General features: G+C 69.3%; 16 protein-coding genes. 3 read left to right on the top strand and 13 right to left on the bottom strand.

The features are described from left to right. Nucleotides 1–405: 405 nt before the first annotated feature. The 5 genes from lipL to mutA form a co-directional block, all read right to left on the bottom strand. Complete coding sequence (gene lipL / locus K0O62_RS13840) at nucleotides 406–1665, bottom strand: esterase/beta-lactamase LipL (protein ID WP_097933529.1); 1260 nt, start codon at nucleotides 1663–1665, stop codon at nucleotides 406–408. A gap of 206 nt (nucleotides 1666–1871) precedes the next feature. Then, nucleotides 1872–3032: a Rossmann-fold NAD(P)-binding domain-containing protein gene (locus tag K0O62_RS13835; RefSeq protein ID WP_073854805.1), complete on the bottom strand. Its 1161-nt coding sequence runs from the start codon at nucleotides 3030–3032 to the stop codon at nucleotides 1872–1874. 276 nt (nucleotides 3033–3308) lie between these two features. Continuing rightward, nucleotides 3309–4304 carry a methylmalonyl Co-A mutase-associated GTPase MeaB gene (gene meaB, locus K0O62_RS13830; RefSeq protein ID WP_073854803.1) on the bottom strand — a complete coding sequence of 332 codons (996 nt, stop codon included), beginning with the start codon at nucleotides 4302–4304 and terminating at the stop codon, nucleotides 3309–3311. Next, nucleotides 4304–6583: a methylmalonyl-CoA mutase gene (scpA, locus tag K0O62_RS13825; protein ID WP_073854801.1), complete on the bottom strand. Its 2280-nt coding sequence runs from the start codon at nucleotides 6581–6583 to the stop codon at nucleotides 4304–4306. Before scpA ends, meaB begins: the two co-directional genes overlap by 1 nt. A gap of 3 nt (nucleotides 6584–6586) precedes the next feature. Next, nucleotides 6587–8428, bottom strand: coding sequence for a methylmalonyl-CoA mutase small subunit (gene mutA / locus K0O62_RS13820; protein ID WP_073854799.1), 1842 nt, complete (start codon nucleotides 8426–8428; stop codon nucleotides 6587–6589). 173 nt (nucleotides 8429–8601) lie between these two features. On the opposite strand from mutA, the gene K0O62_RS13815 reads away from it, so the two are divergent. Then, on the top strand, nucleotides 8602–9336 hold the full coding sequence (locus tag K0O62_RS13815; RefSeq protein ID WP_073854797.1) for a TVP38/TMEM64 family protein: 735 nt from the start codon (nucleotides 8602–8604) through the stop codon (nucleotides 9334–9336). 1 nt (nucleotide 9337) lies between these two features. Here the strand turns inward: K0O62_RS13815 and K0O62_RS13810 are convergent, their stop codons facing one another. From K0O62_RS13810 to K0O62_RS13800, 3 genes are all read right to left on the bottom strand, one after another. After that, on the bottom strand, nucleotides 9338–10621 hold the full coding sequence (locus K0O62_RS13810; protein ID WP_073854795.1) for a hypothetical protein: 1284 nt from the start codon (nucleotides 10619–10621) through the stop codon (nucleotides 9338–9340). 198 nt (nucleotides 10622–10819) lie between these two features. Continuing rightward, complete coding sequence (locus K0O62_RS13805; protein ID WP_073854794.1) at nucleotides 10820–12028, bottom strand: SPFH domain-containing protein; 1209 nt, start codon at nucleotides 12026–12028, stop codon at nucleotides 10820–10822. A gap of 41 nt (nucleotides 12029–12069) precedes the next feature. Beyond that, nucleotides 12070–12501 (bottom strand): NfeD family protein, encoded by a 432-nt coding sequence (locus tag K0O62_RS13800; RefSeq protein WP_073854792.1) that lies wholly within the window; start codon nucleotides 12499–12501, stop codon nucleotides 12070–12072. 57 nt (nucleotides 12502–12558) lie between these two features. Here K0O62_RS13800 and K0O62_RS13795 point away from each other — a divergent pair, with 57 nt between their 5' ends. Next, entirely contained in the window at nucleotides 12559–13407 is an 849-nt protein-coding gene (locus K0O62_RS13795) for an Rv1486c family protein (RefSeq protein ID WP_073854790.1), read from the top strand. On the opposite strand, the gene K0O62_RS13790 is transcribed toward K0O62_RS13795, so the two are convergent. The 4 genes from K0O62_RS13790 to K0O62_RS13775 form a co-directional block, all read right to left on the bottom strand. After that, complete coding sequence (locus tag K0O62_RS13790) at nucleotides 13373–14434, bottom strand: ferrochelatase (RefSeq protein ID WP_073854788.1); 1062 nt, start codon at nucleotides 14432–14434, stop codon at nucleotides 13373–13375. The genes K0O62_RS13795 and K0O62_RS13790 overlap by 35 nt on opposite strands. Nucleotides 14435–14437: 3 nt before the next feature. Beyond that, nucleotides 14438–15247 carry an NADH-dependent enoyl-ACP reductase InhA gene (gene inhA, locus K0O62_RS13785; protein WP_073854786.1) on the bottom strand — a complete coding sequence of 270 codons (810 nt, stop codon included), beginning with the start codon at nucleotides 15245–15247 and terminating at the stop codon, nucleotides 14438–14440. A 50-nt stretch (nucleotides 15248–15297) separates the two neighbouring features. Further along, the gene (fabG1, locus tag K0O62_RS13780) at nucleotides 15298–16053 is read right to left on the bottom strand and encodes a 3-oxoacyl-ACP reductase FabG1 (protein WP_073854784.1); all 756 of its coding nucleotides are present in this window, start codon (nucleotides 16051–16053) and stop codon (nucleotides 15298–15300) included. 78 nt (nucleotides 16054–16131) lie between these two features. Further along, on the bottom strand, nucleotides 16132–17034 hold the full coding sequence (locus tag K0O62_RS13775) for an AraC family transcriptional regulator (RefSeq protein ID WP_073854782.1): 903 nt from the start codon (nucleotides 17032–17034) through the stop codon (nucleotides 16132–16134). Between the two features lie 133 nt (nucleotides 17035–17167). On the opposite strand from K0O62_RS13775, the gene K0O62_RS13770 reads away from it, so the two are divergent. Continuing rightward, the gene (locus tag K0O62_RS13770) at nucleotides 17168–18250 is read left to right on the top strand and encodes an aldo/keto reductase (protein WP_073854780.1); all 1083 of its coding nucleotides are present in this window, start codon (nucleotides 17168–17170) and stop codon (nucleotides 18248–18250) included. On the opposite strand, the gene K0O62_RS13765 is transcribed toward K0O62_RS13770, so the two are convergent. Next, entirely contained in the window at nucleotides 18247–19254 is a 1008-nt protein-coding gene (locus tag K0O62_RS13765; RefSeq protein WP_073854778.1) for a VWA domain-containing protein, read from the bottom strand. The two genes, K0O62_RS13770 and K0O62_RS13765, sit on opposite strands and share 4 nt — an antisense overlap. Nucleotides 19255–19284: the final 30 nt, after the last annotated feature.

Raw genomic sequence — 19284 nt, 5'->3', positions numbered from 1 at the left:
CGGCATATATGAGCAAACAAGGCGTGCTAACTACTTGATGTTGCTGAGGGCCATTTGGACGATCGTCCGCGCCCATGGAAGCCGGCATCCTGAGAAAGTTCTAAGCGTGCTACCACCGAAAACAGCTGCACCACCCATCCCAGTGGCGAAATCTGAGCGCCTGCCCCGCGCCGCCCCTCGGAGGTGATCTCGGCAACGCTTACTTGTATAACGGAAACAACACGGGCGGGTGTGGTGGAGATTGTCACCACGATCGGTGCGAGCCCAACATGATCAACCGTTTCGGATAGCCGACCTAGCCACCATTCGGGGCCTGCAGCAATATCGTGCGACCGGCGGTACCACCTGCGTATTTGCCGGGTCAAGCAAAACTCGCGGGCCAGAAAACGAACCTCCGCGGACCGCTCAGCCGGCCGCCGTGGCCGGCCCCTGGAACCCCGCTCCGAGTCGTGGAATCCCGGTGAATCCGCGGTCTCGCGCACGCGCCACACCGCGCCGGATGAGCGCCGCAGTGGCGACGAAACCGGCCTGATCGGCCACCACGAACGGGGTGAGCAGACGGTTGTGCGCATAGCCGAACGCCAGGCCGGTGGCCGGATCGGCCCACCCGAGCGAGCCGCCGAGCCCGACGTGACCGAATCCCGGCAGGATGCCGGGAAACGGCAGCGAGTGGTAGCCGAGATGGAAGGCCATCGGCATCCCGATCGAGCCGTCCGGGTGCAGACTTCGCGGCCCGGTGAGGCCCGCCACCAGTTCACGGGACAGGAATCTGGTGCCGTCGATCTCACCGCCGTTGGCGATGGCCCCGTACATCCGTGCGAGGGCACGCGCGGTCGCCACCCCATTGGCTGCGGCGATCTCACTGTCCAGCAGCGGCGTGTCGCCCTGCACCGTCGCCTTCATGCCGGGGAAGTACAGCGACCCGAACCCGCCGGGCAGCGCCGCCATGTACGGCGCCACCACATTGAAGACGGGGTTCTGCAACGCACTCTGCGGATGGATGATCTGGGCGGGCTGGGTCGGTGCGGCTGCCGGCGGACGGCCCAGGTGGACGCCGTCGACGTCGAGCGGGCTCGCCAACTCCGTGCGGAACAGCTCACGCATCCCGAGGCCGGTGACCGATCTGGCCAGTCCGGAGACCAACCAGCCGTAGGTGAGCGCGTGATACGCCGGACGCCCGCGGAACAGCCCGGCCGGGGCGGCCGCGATGCGTTCCTCCATCTTGAGGTGGTCGAGCAGGTCGCCGCGGGTCACCCCGTTCAGGTGGGACAGCCCCGCCCGGTGCCGCAACATGTCGCGGACGGTGATCGTCGCCTTGCCCTTGACCCCGAACTCCGGCCAGTACTCGGCCATCGGAGCGTCGTAGTCGATGAGCCCGCGGTCCACCAGGCGGTGAATGACGGTGGACGCCATACCCTTGGTGGCCGAGAACACCATGGCGCCGGTGTCCTCGGTCCAGGGCCGGCGACCGGCCCGGTCGGCCCAGCCGGTCCAGACATCGACCACCGGCACCCCGTCCAGGTACACCGACAGGGCCCCGCCGCCGAACCGGCGATGACCGAAGAGCTTGGAGAACGCCGAGACGGCGCAGGCGAAGTTGGGGTCCGCCGCACCACTGACCCCACGCGGCAGCACCGCGCCGCCGGTGATCGCCGCGCGATTGATGGAGCCGGTGGGCGCCGCGCTGCGCTCACCATCTAGTGCGTAGGTCACAGTCAGACCAAGTTACTCCTCCGCGAGGCTAACTAGCGAGAGGCGTTACCCATCTGTGAAGCGGTCGGAGTCGTGCCCGGGCACTTCGTTGCCGGCGAGATGGCGCTGACACGCGGAAATGCAATCGGGCCACCCGACTTCCCGATGTGGCACGCCCGTCACATTGCGTTGCTGGCAACCGGTGTGGGCGCATCTGCCTCGACGAGTGCCCGCAGCCGGATCCTGGCCTCGCTAATCTGCCGGCGCGCCTGGACGACGGCCCGCTCGATGGCGGAGGCATCGGCCAGTTGCGCCGCGACGTACTCCTCGACGGGTCCGTCCGCGGACCCGGAATCCGACGGCACACGGATCCCGCCGGCGCGCAGCGTCTCGATGGGCTTCACCGCCGGCCAATTCGAGATGACCACCGGAATCGCGCCCTCGGTGGCACCGATGATGAGCGCGTGCGCCCGGTCACTGGCCACCAGTGCCGACCGCCGGTGCAGCGCCCTGACCTCGCGCTCCCACACCGCGTGCGTCTGGTTTTCGAACAGCACCGGCTCGGTGCCGGGGTGCAGCGCGGCAGCGAGCCGCTCGCAGTGTTCGCGGTCGCGACGCACCTGGCTGTAGACCTGAAGCCGCAGACCGTGCCGATCGGCCAGCCGTCGGAGCAGGTCGAGCTTCTCGCCGCTGAGCATGCCGCGATCCCACCGGGTGGTGACGGCCAGCAGCTCACGCTCGGCAGGCGCCGGCCCCAGGCCGCCGTCGAGCGGATCGTCGCCCTCCCCGAACGCCCAGTCCGGGAGCAGGTCGCCGACGCCGAAAGCGGCTCGGGTGGCCGAATCCCGCCAGGCCACCATCGCCATCGACCGACGGGACAGTCGCTCGGCGAACGGGACGGTGACGCTCCCGTCCCCGCGCTGCGCGGCCTTGGCGCCGACGGACGACAGGCGCACCCCGGCCCCGACCTGCAGCGCGGTGCCACCGCGAAGTCGCGGCGCCAGTGCCAACACCAGATTGCCCAGACCGGTCAGCGAGCGACCGATCTTGGGATAGACGATCTCCCCGGCCGGCAGCACCATGATGGTGCGTTCGGTGAAGACGCCCGCCGCGGCCGCCTTGAGCCAGTCGATGGTGCGGTCGTGCAGGATCTCGTCGCCACGCAGCTGCAGCGCCGACAGGTAGCCCTCGTCGTTGTGCTCGCCGGGTTCCCGCCGCCCCACATGCACGTGCAGCTCGACCCCGTCGATCCCTTGAAAGGTGCGCAGCAGGCCGCGTCGCAGGATCGAATCCCCGATGTTGTCGTTCTGCCCCCAGGTGGAGAGAAAGATGCGGGTCACCCCTGATACCTCCCGAGCGGTCAGATGAGTCGAATGGCGCGTGTTGTCCAGCTGAAACGTCATCTTGCCGCACCTGTTCACCGGGCGCACAACCCTCTTCGAGACCCGAAAATGGCCGACCACGTGCAGCAATTATTTTCGAGTTCAAGTTGCTGACGGTCGCCGGCCCGGCGAATGAGGTGTCACGCCTGGCCAGTAGCCATGTCCGGCAGGAGGTGGGGGTGTTTCGTTATCCGGCCTTCGGCGTGATCCACCGGCTACGGCAAAGCCGGGCGATCAGGCGGGCGGCCGGTCCGCGGCATCCAGAATCGCCTGCGCCGCCAGCGCCGGGGTCAATTCACCGTCCCGCACCTTGCGTTCCACCTCGGAGCGGATGCTCTTCACCTCCGGGTTGCTGAGCACCCGGTCGAGCACCGCGTCCCGGACCATCGCCCAGGTCCAGTTGACCTGCTGGGCGCGCCTGCGTGCCTCGAACTCCCCCGCGGCTTTGAGTGTTTCACCGTGTTTCTCGACGGTCTCCCACAATTCGGCCAGCCCGTCGCCGGTCAGCGCGCTCATGGTGAGAACCGGCGGCCGCCACAGCGTCTCCCGCGGGTAGATCAGGCGCAGCGCGCCGGACAGTTCCCGGGCGGCGGCCTTGGCCTCGACCGCGTGCTCACCGTCGGCCTTGTTGACCACCACGATGTCGGCCAGTTCCAGGACGCCCTTCTTGATGCCCTGCAGCTGATCCCCGGTGCGCGCCAGGGTGAGGAAGACGAAGGTGTCCACCATGTCCGACACCGTCACCTCGGACTGCCCGACGCCCACGGTCTCGACCAGGATGACGTCGAAACCGGCGGCCTCCAGCAGCACGATCGTCTCGCGCGTGGCGCGGGCCACCCCGCCGAGGGTGCCCGAGGTCGGCGACGGCCGGATGTAGGCGTCCGGATGCACCGCGAGGCGAGCCATCCGCGTCTTGTCGCCCAGGATCGATCCCCCGGTGCGCGTGGACGACGGGTCCACCGCCAGCACCGCGACCCGGTGTCCGCGCTCGATGAGGTGCATGCCGAGCGCCTCGATCGTGGTGGATTTACCGACTCCGGGCACGCCCGTGATGCCGACGTGCCGGGCGCTGCCGGCCTCGGGCATGAGCTCCAGCAGCAATTCCTGGGCGCGCCGCCGGTGATCCGGTCGGGTCGACTCGACCAGCGTGATGGCCCGTGCCAGCGCGGAGCGGTCGCCGTTGCGCAGCGCCGACGCCAGTTCCGCGGGCGCGAGGTCCGGGCGGCTCATCAGGTCAGGTCGTAACCGAGTCGTTCGGCCAGCTTGTTCAGCAACCCCACGGCGGCATCGGCGATCACGGTGCCGGGCGGGAAGATCGCGGTCGCGCCGGCCTCGTACAGCTCGTCGAAGTCACCCGGCGGGATGACGCCGCCGACGACGACCATGATGTCCGGGCGCCCCACCTCGGCGAGCGCATCGCGCAGCGCGGGCACCAGGGTCAGGTGCCCGGCCGCCAGCGAGGACACCCCGACCACGTGCACATCGTTGTCGGCCGCCTGGCGGGCCACCTCGTCGGGCGTGGAGAACAGCGAGCCGACGTCCACGTCGAAGCCGATGTCGGCGAACGCGGTCGCGATCACCTTCTGGCCGCGGTCGTGGCCGTCCTGGCCCATCTTGGCGACCAGGATGCGCGGGCGACGGCCGTCGGCCTCGGCGAAGCGCTCCACCAGATCCGTTGCGGCACCCACGTTTCCAGCCTTCCCGACCTCGTCGCGGTACACACCGGAGATGGTGCGGATCTCGGCCACGTGCCGGCCGTACACCTTTTCCAGCGCATCGGAGATCTCACCGACCGTGGCGTGCGCCCGGGCGGCGTTGATGGCCAGCGCCATCAGGTTGTTGCCCAGTCCGTCCGGACCCGCCGAGGTGTTCTCCCCGGCGGCGCGGGTCAGCTCGGCCAGCGCGGCCTGGGTGGCGGCCTCGTCCCGCTCGGCGCGCAGCCGTTCCAGCTTGGCCAGCTGCTCGGTGCGCACCCGGCTGTTCTCGACCTTGAGGACCTCGATCTCCTGGTCCTCGGCCACCTGGTACTTGTTCACGCCGATCAGCGCCTGCACACCGGAGTCGATGCGGGCCTGGGTGCGGGCGGCGGCCTCTTCGATGCGCATCTTCGGGATGCCCTCGTTGATGGCCTGCGCCATGCCGCCGTGCTCGGCGATCTCGCGGATGTGGCCGCGGGCCTTCTCGGCCAGCTGGTGGGTCAGCCACTCCACGTAGTAGGAGCCGCCCCACGGGTCGATCGGCCGGGTGGTGCCCGACTCCTGCTGCAGCACCAGCTGGGTGTTGCGGGCGATGCGCGCGGAGAAGTCGGTCGGCAGCGCCAGCGCCTCGTCGAGGGCGTTGGTGTGCAGCGACTGGGTATGGCCCTGGGTGGCGGCCATCGCCTCCACACAGGTCCGCGCGACGTTGTTGAACACGTCCTGGGCGGTCAGCGACCAGCCCGAGGTCTGCGAATGGGTGCGCAGCGACAGCGATTTCGAGCTCTTCGGGTCGAACTGGGCGACCAGTTCGCTCCACAGCAGGCGGCCGGCGCGCAGCTTGGCGACCTCCATGAAGAAGTTCATCCCGATGCCCCAGAAGAAGCTCAGCCGGGGCGCGAACTTATCGATGTCCAGCCCGGCGTCCAGGCCGGCCTTGAGGTACTCCACCCCGTCGGCGAGCGTGTAGCCGAGCTCCAGATCGGCCGTCGCCCCGGCCTCCTGGATGTGGTAACCGGAGATCGAGATCGAGTTGAACTTCGGCATCTTCGCGCTGGTGTAGCCGAAGATGTCGGAGATGATCCGCATCGAGGGCTTGGGCGGATAGATGTAGGTGTTGCGGACCATGAACTCTTTGAGGATGTCGTTCTGGATGGTCCCGGCCAGCTTCTCCGGCGGCACCCCCTGCTCCTCGGCGGCCACCACGTAGAGCGCCAGGATCGGCAGCACCGCACCGTTCATGGTCATCGACACCGAGACGTTGCCCAGGTCGATCCCGTCGAACAGCTGGCGCATGTCCAGGATCGAGTCGATGGCCACACCGGCCATGCCGACGTCACCGGCGACGCGGGGATGGTCGGAGTCGTAGCCCCGGTGGGTGGCCAGGTCGAAGGCGACCGACAGGCCCTTCTGGCCGGCGGCCAGGTTGCGGCGGTAGAACGCGTTGGACTCGGCGGCGGTGGAGAACCCGGCGTACTGCCGGATGGTCCACGGCTGGTTGACGTACATCGTCGGGTACGGGCCGCGGATGAACGGCGCGTCTCCGGGGAAGCTGTCCAGCGGGTAGCCCGCGGCGACAGCCTCGTCGCGGTCGGCGGCGATGTACACCGGCTTGACGTCGATGCCCTCGGGCGTCGACCAGACCAGCTGCTCGGGGGTGTAGCCGTGCGCGGCAGCGGCGACGGCGGTCAGCTCGGCGGTCGCCTCCGCGGTGGGTGCGGCCGGTTCGTTGTCCCCGTGCAGCGGGACGTCGGCGAAGCTCGGGAGCCCGGTGGTGGCAGTCGTCGTTGCGGCGGCGTCATTGGAAACAGTCATTGCCTAGGCCCCCAATCGGGTGAGCAGGGTCGCCAGCGCCTCCACGGCGTTGATCTTCGCGGTCAGGTATTCGTCGGGGCGGGCTGAACCCTCCCCGGCATTCGCCAGAGCCTTCTCCGGTCCGGCCAGGTAGACGTGGGCAGCGCCGGCGTCCCGCGCGGCGGCCACCACGGCCTCGGCCTCGGTGCCGTAGCGGGCGTCGGTGCCGCAGATGACCACGACCTTGTGTCCGTCCACCGCGGCGGCCACCCCGGCCGCGTCCACGGTGCCCGGATTGACGGCCTCGATGCCGCCGGAGGCCAGCAGGTTCGCCGCGAACGTGGTGCGGATGTTGTGCTCGGCCAGCGGCCCCAGCGGCAGCAGTACCGCCTGCGGGCGCGTGCCGTGCTCTGCCAGGTAGGCGTCCGAGCGGTCGCGCAGGGCTTCGAAGCCGGCCGCGTAGCGGTAGACGCCCGGCACCTCCTCGGCCCGCTCGAGCGGCTTCTCGGCCAGGTTCGGGAATTCGTTCACACCGGTGAGCGAGGTCTTGCGATGCGCGATGTCATCGGCCCGTTGCTCCCGCACCGCTGCGATCTGCTCGACCAGGTAGTCCCGGGCCTCGACGAATCCGCCGCGGGACTCCAGGTCCTGGAAGTGCGCCCAGGCCTGCTCGGCCAGCTGTGCGGTCAGGTCCTCGACGAACCAGGATCCGGCCGCCGGATCCAGGACACGACCCAGATGGGACTCCTCGAGCAGCAGCAGTTGGGTGTTGCGCGCGATGCGACGGCTGAAAGTGGTTGCGGTACCGGGCAATCCGCCAGGGATCGCGGCATCGAACGGCTGTACCGCAACGGTGTCGGCGCCGCCGACACCGGCCGCGAACGCGGCGAGCGTGGTGCGCAGCATGTTCACCCAGGGGTCACGCTGGGACATCATCGGCGCCGAGGTGACCGCGTGCAGCACCGCGGCACCGGCGGCCGCGTCGCCGGCCACCTCGGCCACCCGCGCCCACAACCGGCGCGCGGCGCGCAGCTTGGCGATGGACATGAACTGGTCGTCGTCGGCGCTGAACCGGAAGCTGACCTGGCCCAGCGCATCCGTCACCGACAACCCGCCGGCGATCAGCTGACGCAGGTAGCTCACCCCGGCCGCGAGGGCGCCGGCGAGTTCCCAGGAGGCGCTGGCACCGAGGTTGTGCAGCGCGGGTCCGTCGACGGTGACGGCCCGCACCCCGGCCTGCCCGGCGGTACGCGTGGCGACCGCGGTGACCTCGTCGGTCGAGGGGGCGGCGCGGCCGCTGAGCACCGCGGTGAGCGGATCGGCGCCCAGGTCCAGCGACAGCCGGGACCGCCGGTCATCGTCGAAGTCGGCGATCAGCGGCAGCACCGCGTCGGCGGCCGCGACGTAGTCGGCACCGGCATCCAGGATCACCGGGACGAGATCGAGGTAGACCCCGTCGAGCAGGCGGTCCAACTCGGCGGCCGGTACGGCGTCGTCCGCGTTGCCGATGCGCAGGATCAGCGCGCTGGTGCCCTCGGTGAGCGCGAGTAGCAGCGCGCCGTTGGCTTCGGCCGTGCCGGATGCGGCGAGCGGGAACTGCTCGGCGACCTTCCATCCGCTCAGCACGTCGCGGCGGGCGTCGCCCCCGCGGGCGAAGGGCCACTGGCCCGGCAGCGGCGACTCCGGCACAGCGTCCAGGGCGGTGTAGAGCGGGCGCACCGGGAAGCCCTCATAGGTCGGTGAGTCGAGCAGCCGTTCCGGCTCGGCGGGCAGATCCGCGATGTCGCGTCGCAAGCTCTTCGCCAAGACGCCTGCCACACCCGAGCGCCAACGCTCGCGATCCGATTCAATGACGCTCGAGGACACTCGCGACTCCTGGGCTCTGAAGCGTTGTCTGACTTAGTTAGATTAGCCACCTGTACGAGGCCGCTTTCACCACAGGCTAAATGATCGGCATCCCGGCAGCGTACGGCGGCCGGAAGCTACTGAGCAGTAGCGTTGTCGGCGCGCCCGCCCGGTGCACCGTAGGGTTGGGAGACGTGAAACCCGTCGTCACCACGTTGCGCACGGTCTGGGCCGCGGTGACGTCGACAGCCGCCCAGGTCCCCCCGCGCCGAGCACTGGGCATCCTCACCGCGATTGTGATTCTCGTCGCAGTCGCCGTGCTGGTCCCGCTGCCGAGCGCCGTGCAGCTGCGCGACTGGGCCACCGCCGCCGGTCCGTGGTTTCCGCTCGTGTTCTTCGCCGCACACACCGTGATGACGGTCTTCCCGTTCCCGCGCACCGCGTTCACGCTCGCCGCCGGCCTGCTCTTCGGCCCGCTGCTGGGGGTGAGCATCGCCGTGGTGGCCAGCACCGTCAGTGCGGTCCTGGCCGTGCTGCTGGTGCGGGCGGTCGGGTGGCAGCTCAGTCGGCTCACCCTGCACCCGCGGGTGGAGTCACTGGACAGCAGGCTGCGCGAACGCGGTTGGGTGACGGTGCTGTCGATGCGGATGATCCCGGCGGTGCCGTTCGCGGTGCTCAACTACGCGGCGGGCGCGTCGGCGGTGCGGATGCTGCCCTACACGGTGGCGACGCTGATCGGTGTCTTCCCGGGAACCGCGGCGGTGGTCATCCTCGGCGATGCCCTCACCGGCAACGTCAGTCCCCTGCTGCTGCTGGTGTCGGCCTGCACCGCGAGCATCGGCGTGGCCGGACTGATCTATGAGCTCCGCGCACACCGCCATACGCATGCGCAAGGTGTGCCCGACGAGAACCCCGCCGTCAACGGCTGACTCAGGCGGCGCGCTCCAGCGACCGATCGACCAGCCGCAGCGCCGGTTTCTTCTCGGCGCGCGCACCCCGCGACACATGCAGGGACACCATCGAACCGGAGCGCACCACACCCAGCGGACCCGACCCGGCGAAGCGGCCGATACCGGCGACGTGGATCGCCCAGCCGGCCTTGGCCTGGCGGTAGCCGATCCGGATGCCGAGTGCGCAGAGGACGAGCAGGCCGCCGACCCCGGGCAGTGCCACGGTGGCCAGTGCGGCGATCGAGATGGGCACCAGCAGGGTGCTCACCGCGCGATCCAGGAAGGACTCCGGAGCACCGGACGCGGTCAGACCGCTGACCCCGAGCGGCGCATCCGGAAGCGGGGCGATCTTGCGCGACAGCGCCGTCGCCACGGCGGGAACGGCCGGCGCCTCGGCTGCCGTCAGCGCCGGAGGTGTCCACAACGACGCCTCACCGACCTGCTGCGGCACCATCAACGAGGGCAGGTCGACGGGAGCGAGCGGCAGTGTCGGCCGCGTCTCGGGGGTGACACCGACGACCGTGCCGGGCTGTGCGCTCACATCCATCAGGGCGCTGAGCTCACCGGGCAACGCCACGATGCTGCTGACAGAGTTGTTCACCGAGGTGAGCATGAACTCCAACGTGCTGATGACATCGGTGACCGGGGTGGTCGAGGTGGGCAATCCGATCAGCAGTGCGGGGACCGCCGACACCGACTGCTGAGTCGAATTGAGCACCGCGGCAACGGTATTGCCGAAGGTGGCCGCGACCTCGGGCAGCTTGTCGTAGGACAGCGGCGCCTTGGGCGGTTTCGGCGCGGGAGCCACCGGCTGGGACACCGGGGTGGTCGAGCCGGAGTCGGCGGGCTGGCTGGACCCGACCGGCGCCGGCGCGGCCTGCCCGGCGCCCTCGGGCTCGGGGACGATCGCGTCGGGTGACTCGGCCCCGGCCGGCGGGACGAGCTCGGGGGCCAATTCCTCGCCGGACTGTGCGGTCCGAGATTTCACGGTGCCCCGAACGCCCCGCACCTCGCGCAGGGTGTTGCGGATCGAGCTGCGCAGATCGAACCGCGGGCGGGTGGCGGTGCCGGGCGTCGAACTCGAATCCCCGGGGGCGGCCGAGTCGGAGCCCGACGACCCGCTGGTGTCCTGACCCTGCCCGGTCGACGTGGTCGAACCGCCATCGGAATCCGGGTCGGCGAAGGCGACGGGTGAACTCCCGATCAGGAGCATGGCGGAGAGCACGCCGGCGCCCACGGCGCAGCGCACGCATGCGCTGGTCACAGCGTCCCTGTCATAACGTCGCCATTCCCTAACAGCACCGGCAAAAGAACGCCGTCTGCCTCAGCAAATTGTCAATATGCCATTAGACCATGTCGAAAGTCCCAACGGCAGGATAAATGTTCGACACCGTCAAACAATGTGACGTCTTCGATGCCGATCATCCAACCGCGGGTTCTATCGGGGACCGGCGGCCCGGCGTTACGGGGCGCGGTGCGAACCGCCCGGCGGGGGCACCGCCCCACCGAGTTCCGGCGTCTGGGCCGGGGGCTCCAGCGGTGCCGACAATGCTGCGCCGAGCGGCGGGACGGTCTTGCGGGCCTCGGCCTCCGCATGGGCGACCGCGCGCGCGATCTCCGGGTCGGTCTCGGTGTTGAACCAGTCGGCGACCTCGTCGGAATCGTCCTCGGGCTTGGGCAGATCCTCCTCGACCGGGGACGGCGTGAACCGGAACACGCCGTCGGAGCCCGGGGCCCCGAGCATCCTGGTGAACCCCTCCAACGCCGATCCGAAATCGCTGGGTACCAGCCACACCTTGTTGGCCTCCCCCTTGGCCATCTCGGGAAGCGTCTGCAGGTACTGGTAGGCCAGCATCTCCGGGGTCGGCCGGCCGGCCTTGATCGCCGCGAACGTCTTCTCGATGGCCTTGGCCTCACCCTGTGCCTTCAGGTACTGGGCGGCCCGTTCACCCTGAGCCCGCAGCATCCGGGATTGCCGGTCGGCCTCGGCGGCCAGGATCGCCGCCTGCTTGGCGCCCTCGGCCGAGAGGATCTGGGCCTGCTTCTGCCCCTCGGCCTGTTTGATCGCGGCCTCCCGGCTGCCCTCGGCGGTCAGGATCATGGCCCGCTTCTCGCGATCGGCGCGCATCTGCTTTTCCATCGAGTCCTGGATGGAGGGCGGCGGATCGATGCTGCGCAGCTCGACACGCGCCACCCGCAGACCCCACCGGCCGGTCGCCTCGTCGAGAACGCCGCGCAGCTGGCCGTTGATCGAGTCGCGGGAGGTCAGCGTCTGCTCCAGGGTCATCCCGCCCACCACGTTGCGCAGCGTGGTGGTGGTGAGCTGTTCGACGCCGACGATGTAGTTGCTGATCTGGTACACGGCCTTGGCCGGGTCGGTCACCTGGAAGTAGACGACGGTGTCGATATTGACCGTCAGGTTGTCCTCGGTGATGACCGGCTGCGGCGGGAAGGACACCACCCGCTCCCGCAGGTCCACCCGCGCGCGGATCTTGTCGACGAACGGCACCAGCAGCGTCAGCTGACCTGAAATGGTCTTGCTGTACCGGCCGAGCCGCTCGATGACCGCGGCTTCGGCCTGCGGGATGAGCGCCACCGATTTGGCGACCACCACCACAGCGAAGAGCACCAGGACCGCCAACACCACGAGACCTACGACGGCACCATCCATGAAGACTCCCCTCCCACATCCATTTCGACTGCTCGATCCGCTCAGATCGTCCGGTACACCACCGCCGTTGCCCCGTCGATGTGCATGACGGTGACGTGGTCGCCCGGCTCGTAGACATCGTCGTCGTTCAACGGACGCGCCGTCCACACTTCGCCGTCGAGTTTGACCTGCCCTTCGTGCCGGGACACCTGGGCCAGCACCAGGGCGGCCTTGCCCTCCAGCGCCTTGACCGGTTCCGGCAGGCCCTTGCCGGACTCCATCCGGCGGCGCAGCGCGGGCCGGACCAGCACCAGCAGCAGCACCGAGACCACCAGGAAGACCGCGCCGTCGGCCCAGATCGGCCAGTCGAACAGGAAGCCGGTGCCCGCCGCCGCCAGCGCACCGCCGCTGAGCATGAGCAGGAAAAGGTCACCGGTCAGCGCTTCTGCGCCTGCCAGTCCCAGTGCGGCGACCAGCCAGATCCACGCGGGCATAGCTGTCAGCCTAGCGAATACGCCGTATGCGCGACCGACAACTACACTGCGAAAACTATGTGGTGTCCGAGTGCTTCGCTGACGGTCTGGGTCAATGCCTGGCTCGCCGGCGCCGCCGCGCCCGACGATGTGCTCGACGCGCTATCCCAATGGGCGCCAAAGCATTCCGTCACCGCCTACGACTCGGTGGCGGCAGGTTCGACCGGCCTGCCCTGGCCCGACCTGGACCACTCCGGCACCATGTCGCTGCTGCAGACGATGCGCACCGCCGCCGGGGCCCCCAGCGGCGCGCCGGCGCTCGCGCTGATTCTGCCGGTCCCCGGCGATGTCCGTGGCCTGCCGCCGGACACCCAGTTCCAGCGCGACGCGGTCGCCATGGGCGAGGCCATCATCATCGGCCAGGATCCGGCCCGCTCCGTCGGCATGGTGCCCGAATACAGCTACGAGGATGTCGACGATCCGGACTACGAACCGGATCCGGTGTCACTGGACTGGACGGTGTACTCGGCCTCCCAGCCGGCCGTCATCGAGCACGCCGACCTGGGCGAGGCCGAGTACACGCTGCGCTCGGCAGTGCGATCGGCCGCCGACGCCCTCGGTGCACTGAGCGCCAGCATCAGCGCCGCCGACATCGATGATCCGCGCGGCATGGTCGAGCAACTGCTGGAGGCCACCCGGATGCACCGACTGCCCGATCACGCACCCGAACGTGCGGTCCGGGTGCTGGAGAATGCGGCGCACGTGGACGCCATCATCACCGCCAGTTCCGGCCTGATGCCGATCGGGCTGCAGACCAGCTCCGAGATCGCGATCGCGTCGGACACCCTGCGCCCGTTGGCCTCGGTGGTCCGCACCGCCCGACTGGCCGCGATCAGCGCGATTCTGTATTCGGCCTGGCGGCGCTGACCGGTTCGCAGGCCGGTGTGCAGAACGCCCCGTTGACGCTGCTGCCGTAACCTGGAACTGGTTGCGGGCAGGCGACTCTGGCCGGTTCCAAGCCCAATCGGTGTTCGTCCATCAGCGCCACCACCAGTTCGGCGAAGCGGCGCTGGGCGTTCGGTGTGACGGCACGGGCCAGCGCGACCCCGGCGGCCGCGGCCTGCTCGGCGAGTTCATTGTCGAGATCCCACACCACCTCGATGTGATCGGCGACGAAGCCGACCGGGCACACGATCACCGCCTCGACACCCCGGCCGACGAGGGCGGTCAGGTGATCGCCCACATCGGGTTCCAGCCACGGCACCTGGGGTGGGCCGGACCGGGACTGCCAGACCAGGTCGAAAGCGTCATAGCCGGCCGCGGCGGCCACCAGTCGGGACGCGTAGCCGACCTGCCGCTCGTAGAGGTCGGTTCCGCAGCGCGACGCCGCGCGCAGCGGGATCGAATGCGCGGTGAACACCAGGCGGGCCCGCCCGCGTAGATCCTCGGGCAGCGTCGCCGCGGCGTCGGCCACCGCGTCGGCGAACATCTGCACGAACAGCGGGTGGTCGAAGAACTGCCGCAGCTTCACCAGTTCCGGCGCGGACTCGCCCGCCGCCGACCGCGCCCGGGTGATGTCCTCCTGATATTGCGCGCATCCGGAATAGCCGCCCCAGGCGGAGGTGGCGAACACCGCGGCACGCCGAACACCGTTGTCCCGCATGGCGGCGACCGTATCCTCGGCGAAAGGCTCCCAGTTCCGGTTGCCGAAGTAGACGGGCAGATCCGATCCCCGGTCGGCCAGCACGGCCTCGATCTGCTCGATCAGCGCACGGTTGATCCCGTTGATCGGCGAGACACCACCGAAGTGCTGATAGTGCTCGGCTACCGCTTCGAGGCGCTCGCGCGGGATGCCGCGGCCGCGGGTGACGTTCTCCAGGAACGGCATCACCTGTTCGGGCCCCTCCGGTCCCCCGAAGGACAGCAGGAGCAGCGCGTCGAAGTCGGCTGCCATGGCCTAGAGCAGCTGGGTGCTGGCGCCGCCGTCGGCGTAGATGATGGTGCCGGTGGTGGCGGGCAGCCAGTCCGACAGCAGCGCGCACACCGTCTTGGCGACCGGGGTGGGGTCCTTCATGTTCCAGCCCACGGGTGCGCGCTGGTCCCAGCCCTCCTCCAGCAGACGCATCTGATCGCCGGCCTCGGCACCCAGTGCCCCGCCCACGATGGCACTCATGGCCAGGGTCCGGATCGGGCCTGCCGCAACGAGGTTGGAGCGCACACCGAACGGTCCGGCCTCGCGGGCGACGAACCTGTTCACCGATTCCAGCGCGCTCTTGGCGACCGTCATCCAGTTGTAGGCCGGCATCGCGCGGGTCGGGTCGAAGTCCATGCCGACGATGCTGCCGCCGCTGTTCAGGACCGGCAGCGTCGCCTTGGCCAGCGAGGCGTACGAGTAGGCAGAGATGTGGATGCCCTTGGCGACGTCCTCATACGGGGCATCGAAGAACGGGTTCACGCCCATGCCGGTCTGCGGCATGAAACCGATGGAGTGCACGACGCCGTCGAGCTTGTTGCCCTCGCCGATCACCTCGGTGACCCGGCCGGCCAGCGAGTCCAGGTGTTCTTGATTCTGGACATCAAGTTCCAGCAAGGGAGCCGGACTCGGCAGTCTGTCGATGATTCGCTGGATCAGCTTGAGCCGGTCGAACCCGGTCAGTACCAGTTCCGCGCCGGCCTCCTGGGCCTGCTTGGCGATGTGGAACGCGATCGAGCTGTCGGTGATGATCCCGGTGACCAGGATGCGCTTGCCTTCGAGGAGCCCTGTCATGTCTGAATCCTTTGTCCTTGTCAGAAGTGTGAATGCCGGCTGTCGGGCGCTCAGTGGCCCATGCCCATGCCGCCGTCGACCGGGATGACCGCCCCGGCGATGTAGCCGGCGTCCTCGGAAGCCAGGAAGCTGACCGCACCGGCCACCTCCTCGGCGGTACCGACCCGCTTGGCCGGGATGAATTCCAGCGCACCCTCCTGGATACGCTCGTCCAGGGCGCGGGTCATCTCGGTATCGATGTAACCGGGTGCCACCACGTTGGCGGTGACGCCGGCCTTGGCCAGCTCCCGGGAGATGGAGCGCGCCATGCCGATCAGGCCGGCCTTGGCGGCGGCGTAGTTGGCCTGGTTGCCGATGCCCCACATGCCCGAGACCGAGCCGATGAAGATGATCCGGCCGAAGCGCTTGCGCTGCATGCTGCGGCAGGCGCGCTGGGCGACGCGGAACGCGCCGGTGAGGTTCGCGTTGATGACCTCTTCGAACCGTTCCTCGGTCATCCGCATGAGGAACGCGTCCTTGGAGATGCCGGCGTTGGACACCAGCACCTCGACCGGGCCCTGGTGCTCCTCGACCTCTTTGAAGGCCCGGTCGACGGCCTCGTTGTCGGTGACATCACACACCACGCCGAACAGCCCCTCGGGCGCACCGGAACCGCGGTGGGTCACCGCCACCTTGTGGCCGTCGGCGGCCAGTCGCTGCGCGATGGCCAGACCGATACCCCGGTTTCCGCCGGTGACCAGGACCGAACGCGGGACGAAGGCCGGGCGGCCGGCGGGTGCGGCTGCAGCGGCGTCAGTGTCACTCATGACCGCCAACTTATCGTCTGACCGGCGCGGGCCCGAAATCGCATCGCCGCCGTGTCGGCCGCCCGGACGTGTTCGTAGTCACGGAAGGTGGGCGGCCGCGGTGTCCGGCCGGGCGCCCAACCGGGCGGCATCCCGGCCGGGCGGCGCGCCGAAGAGGCGCCGGTACTCCCGGCTGAACTGGGTCGGGCTGTCGTAACCCACCAGATGCCCCACGCGCGCGACATCCCCGCCCGCCGCGCCGACCAGCAATGCGCGGGCCTCCTGCAACCGGATGCGCTTCTGGAACTGCAGCGGGCTCATCCCGGTGACGCTGCGGAAGTGCCGGTGATACGCCGAGGCGCTCATCGCGGCCATCGCGGCGAGATCGGCGATCCGCAGCGGTTCGGCGTAGTTCTCCCGGATCCACCGGATCGTCCGGTTGATGTGCGTCAATCCGCTGCCGGCCGTGCCGATCTGGGCCAGCGACTCGGCGTGCGGGCCGCGCAGCAGTCGCCACAGGATCTCCTGCTCGATCAGCGGAGCTAGCACCTCGGCGTCCCCGGGGCTGTCCAGTAACCGGACCATCCGCAGCACCGCGTCGAGCAGATCGCGGTCCGCCGGCCCGGTCGACATGGCGGGGCGGGCGGCGGGCCGGGGCGCCGGACCGGGCCCGCGCAGCAGCAGTTCGGAGATCGCCGGCGGTCGCAACACCAGTCCCACCCCGAGCGCCGGGGCCTGCGGGCCGCAGTCGATGAAATGCCCACTGACCGGCACCTCGGTGGTGACGACCAGGATCTCCCCGGCGCGGTATTCGAACAGCTGCTCACCCAGCAGCAACCGCTTTCCACCCCGGGCCATCACGACCAGCAACGGCTCGGTCAGCGAGTAGTCCGGCGCGGTGTCGGTAACGGCGGACAGCAGCAGGCCGTCGATCGTCGTCGACATGTCCGGGCGGCTGTGCGCCGCGATCAGGGCGCCGAGTTCGTCCAGAACGGCCTGCATGCTGCCCGATACTGCCAAAGTGAGCAGGATCAGGCAAGAGTCGGCGCGGATTCGCCTACCGCCGACACCGCGCGGCGGGTGCAATGGAAGGAGTCAGATCCACCTCACGCGCCAACACCAAGGAGCCACCGGCATGGCACTCGACCACTACCTCACCCTCGGCCGTTCCGGGCTACGTGTCAGCCCATTTGCACTGGGAGCCATGACATTCGGAGACGATCCCGGCGGCGCCGGGTGCAGCGTCGAGGAATCCGAGGCCATCATCGACGGCTACCTCGAGCGCGGCGGCAACTTCATCGACACCGCGAACTTCTACACCAACGGGCATTCCGAGAAGATTGTGGGCGACTACCTCGCCAAGAACCCGCATCGGCGGGATCGTGTGGTCGTGGCCTCGAAGTTCTTCACCAATATGACCCCCGGCGATCCGAACGGCGGGGGCGCGGGCCGGCGGTCCATCCTCTCCCAGCTCGAGCAGAGCCTGCGCCGATTGCGCACCGATCACCTCGATCTGTACTGGCTGCACAACTGGGACCGGCACACGCCCATCGAGGAGACCATGCGCACCCTCGACGACCTGGTCCGCGCCGGGAAGATCCGCTACATCGGGTTCTCCAACATCCCGGCCTGGGTCACCGCCCAGGCGCAGACCATGGCCTCGCTGCGGTCCTGGACGCCGCTCATCGCGCTGCAGGTCGAGTACTCGCTGCTGGCTCGCGACGTGGAGGGCGAGACGGTGCCGCTGGCCCTCGATCAGGCCCTGGCGCTGGTCACCTGGAGCCCGCTGCGCAACGGGTTCCTGTCCGGGAAGTACCGCCGGGGCCTCGATGTCGGCGACTCCGCGCGGGCCGCGTACGTGGGGACCCCGGATGCCGACGAGTACCGGGTCATCGACGTGGTCACCGAGATCGCCGACGAACTCGGCAGCACCGCGGCGGCGGTGTCGCTGGCCTGGCTGCGGTCCCGGCCGGGCACCGTGGTGCCCATCCTGGGGGCCCGCCGGCCCGCCCATCTGCAGAGCAACCTGGCCGGCCTGGACGTGGTCCTCGACACCGATCAGCTGCGCCGACTCGACGAAGCGTCGGTGTCCCGCAACGCCCACCGCCCCGCCATCGAGGACGGCCTGCGGTTGGCACTGCAGTTCGCCGGGACCACCGTCGACGGCACGGCGACCGGTGAGTATCCGCCGCTGATGGCCGGCACTGCGAGGTACTAGCCCGGCAGGCGCCGGTTGATCAGCAGCGACGCCAGTGCGGCCAGCGCCAGCACCAGCGCACCCAGGCGCAGCCAACCGACGCTCGCGTCGCCCTTGACGGTCTCGTAGCCGATCTGCTGCTGCAGTGAGCTGAAGACCTCCTTGAGCTGCTCCAGGCTGGACGCGGTGAAGGCCTCGCCGCCGGACAGGTCGGCGATCTTCTTCAGCATTTCGTCGTCGACCGGTACCGGCTGACGCTGATCGTTGATCTCCACGTAGCCGTACGGGGTGCCGAAGGACACCGTCGAGATCGGCACACCCTGGTCCTTGGCGGTGCGCGCCGCGGTGTAGGCGCCCTTGGGGTTGTCCGGGTTGGACGGCACGGTCTCCTTGCCGTCGGACATCAGCACCACTCGGGCCGGCGGCGGTTCGTCGCCGCCGCCGATCACCGCGCCCACGGTGGCGATCGCCTGCAGCGCGGTGAAGATGCCCTCACCGGTGGCGGTGCGGTCGGCCAGCTGCAGCTTGTCGATGCCGTTCTTGGTGGCTTCGCGGTTGGTCGTCGGGGATACCAGCACGGTGGCGGTGCCGGCGTAGGCGATCAACCCCAGGTTGATCCCGGGGGTCAGCTGATCGGCGAACTGCTTGGCGGCCTCCTGGGCGGCGACCAGCCGGCTGGGCGCGACGTCGGTCGCCCGCATCGACTGCGAGACGTCGATGACGAGCATCACCACCGCGCGGTTGCGCGGGATCCGGACATCGTTGGTGGGGCCGGCCATGGCGATCGTCAACAGCACCAGCGCGGTCACCAGCAGGATGGCCGGCAGATGCCGCCAGCGGGTGGGCTGTTTGGGCGCCACCTTCTCCAGCAGTTCCATGTTCGCGAACCGCAGGATCCGCTTGTGTCGGGACGTCTGGACGATGAGGTACAGACCGACCAGCCCGAGCACCACCAGCAGGAACAAGAAGAACCACTTGTGTTCGAATCCCGACAGCGTCATCGGTCCGAGCAACGGCAATGTCATGTGCGCACAGTCATTTCAGTCTCGATTGGC

The organism is Mycolicibacterium diernhoferi (assembly GCF_019456655.1).
GTDB classification, from domain to species: Bacteria; Actinomycetota; Actinomycetes; order Mycobacteriales; family Mycobacteriaceae; genus Mycobacterium; species Mycobacterium diernhoferi.
The sequence above is the reverse complement of the archived record's forward strand: the minus strand, read 5'-3'. Positions and strand labels throughout refer to the sequence as shown.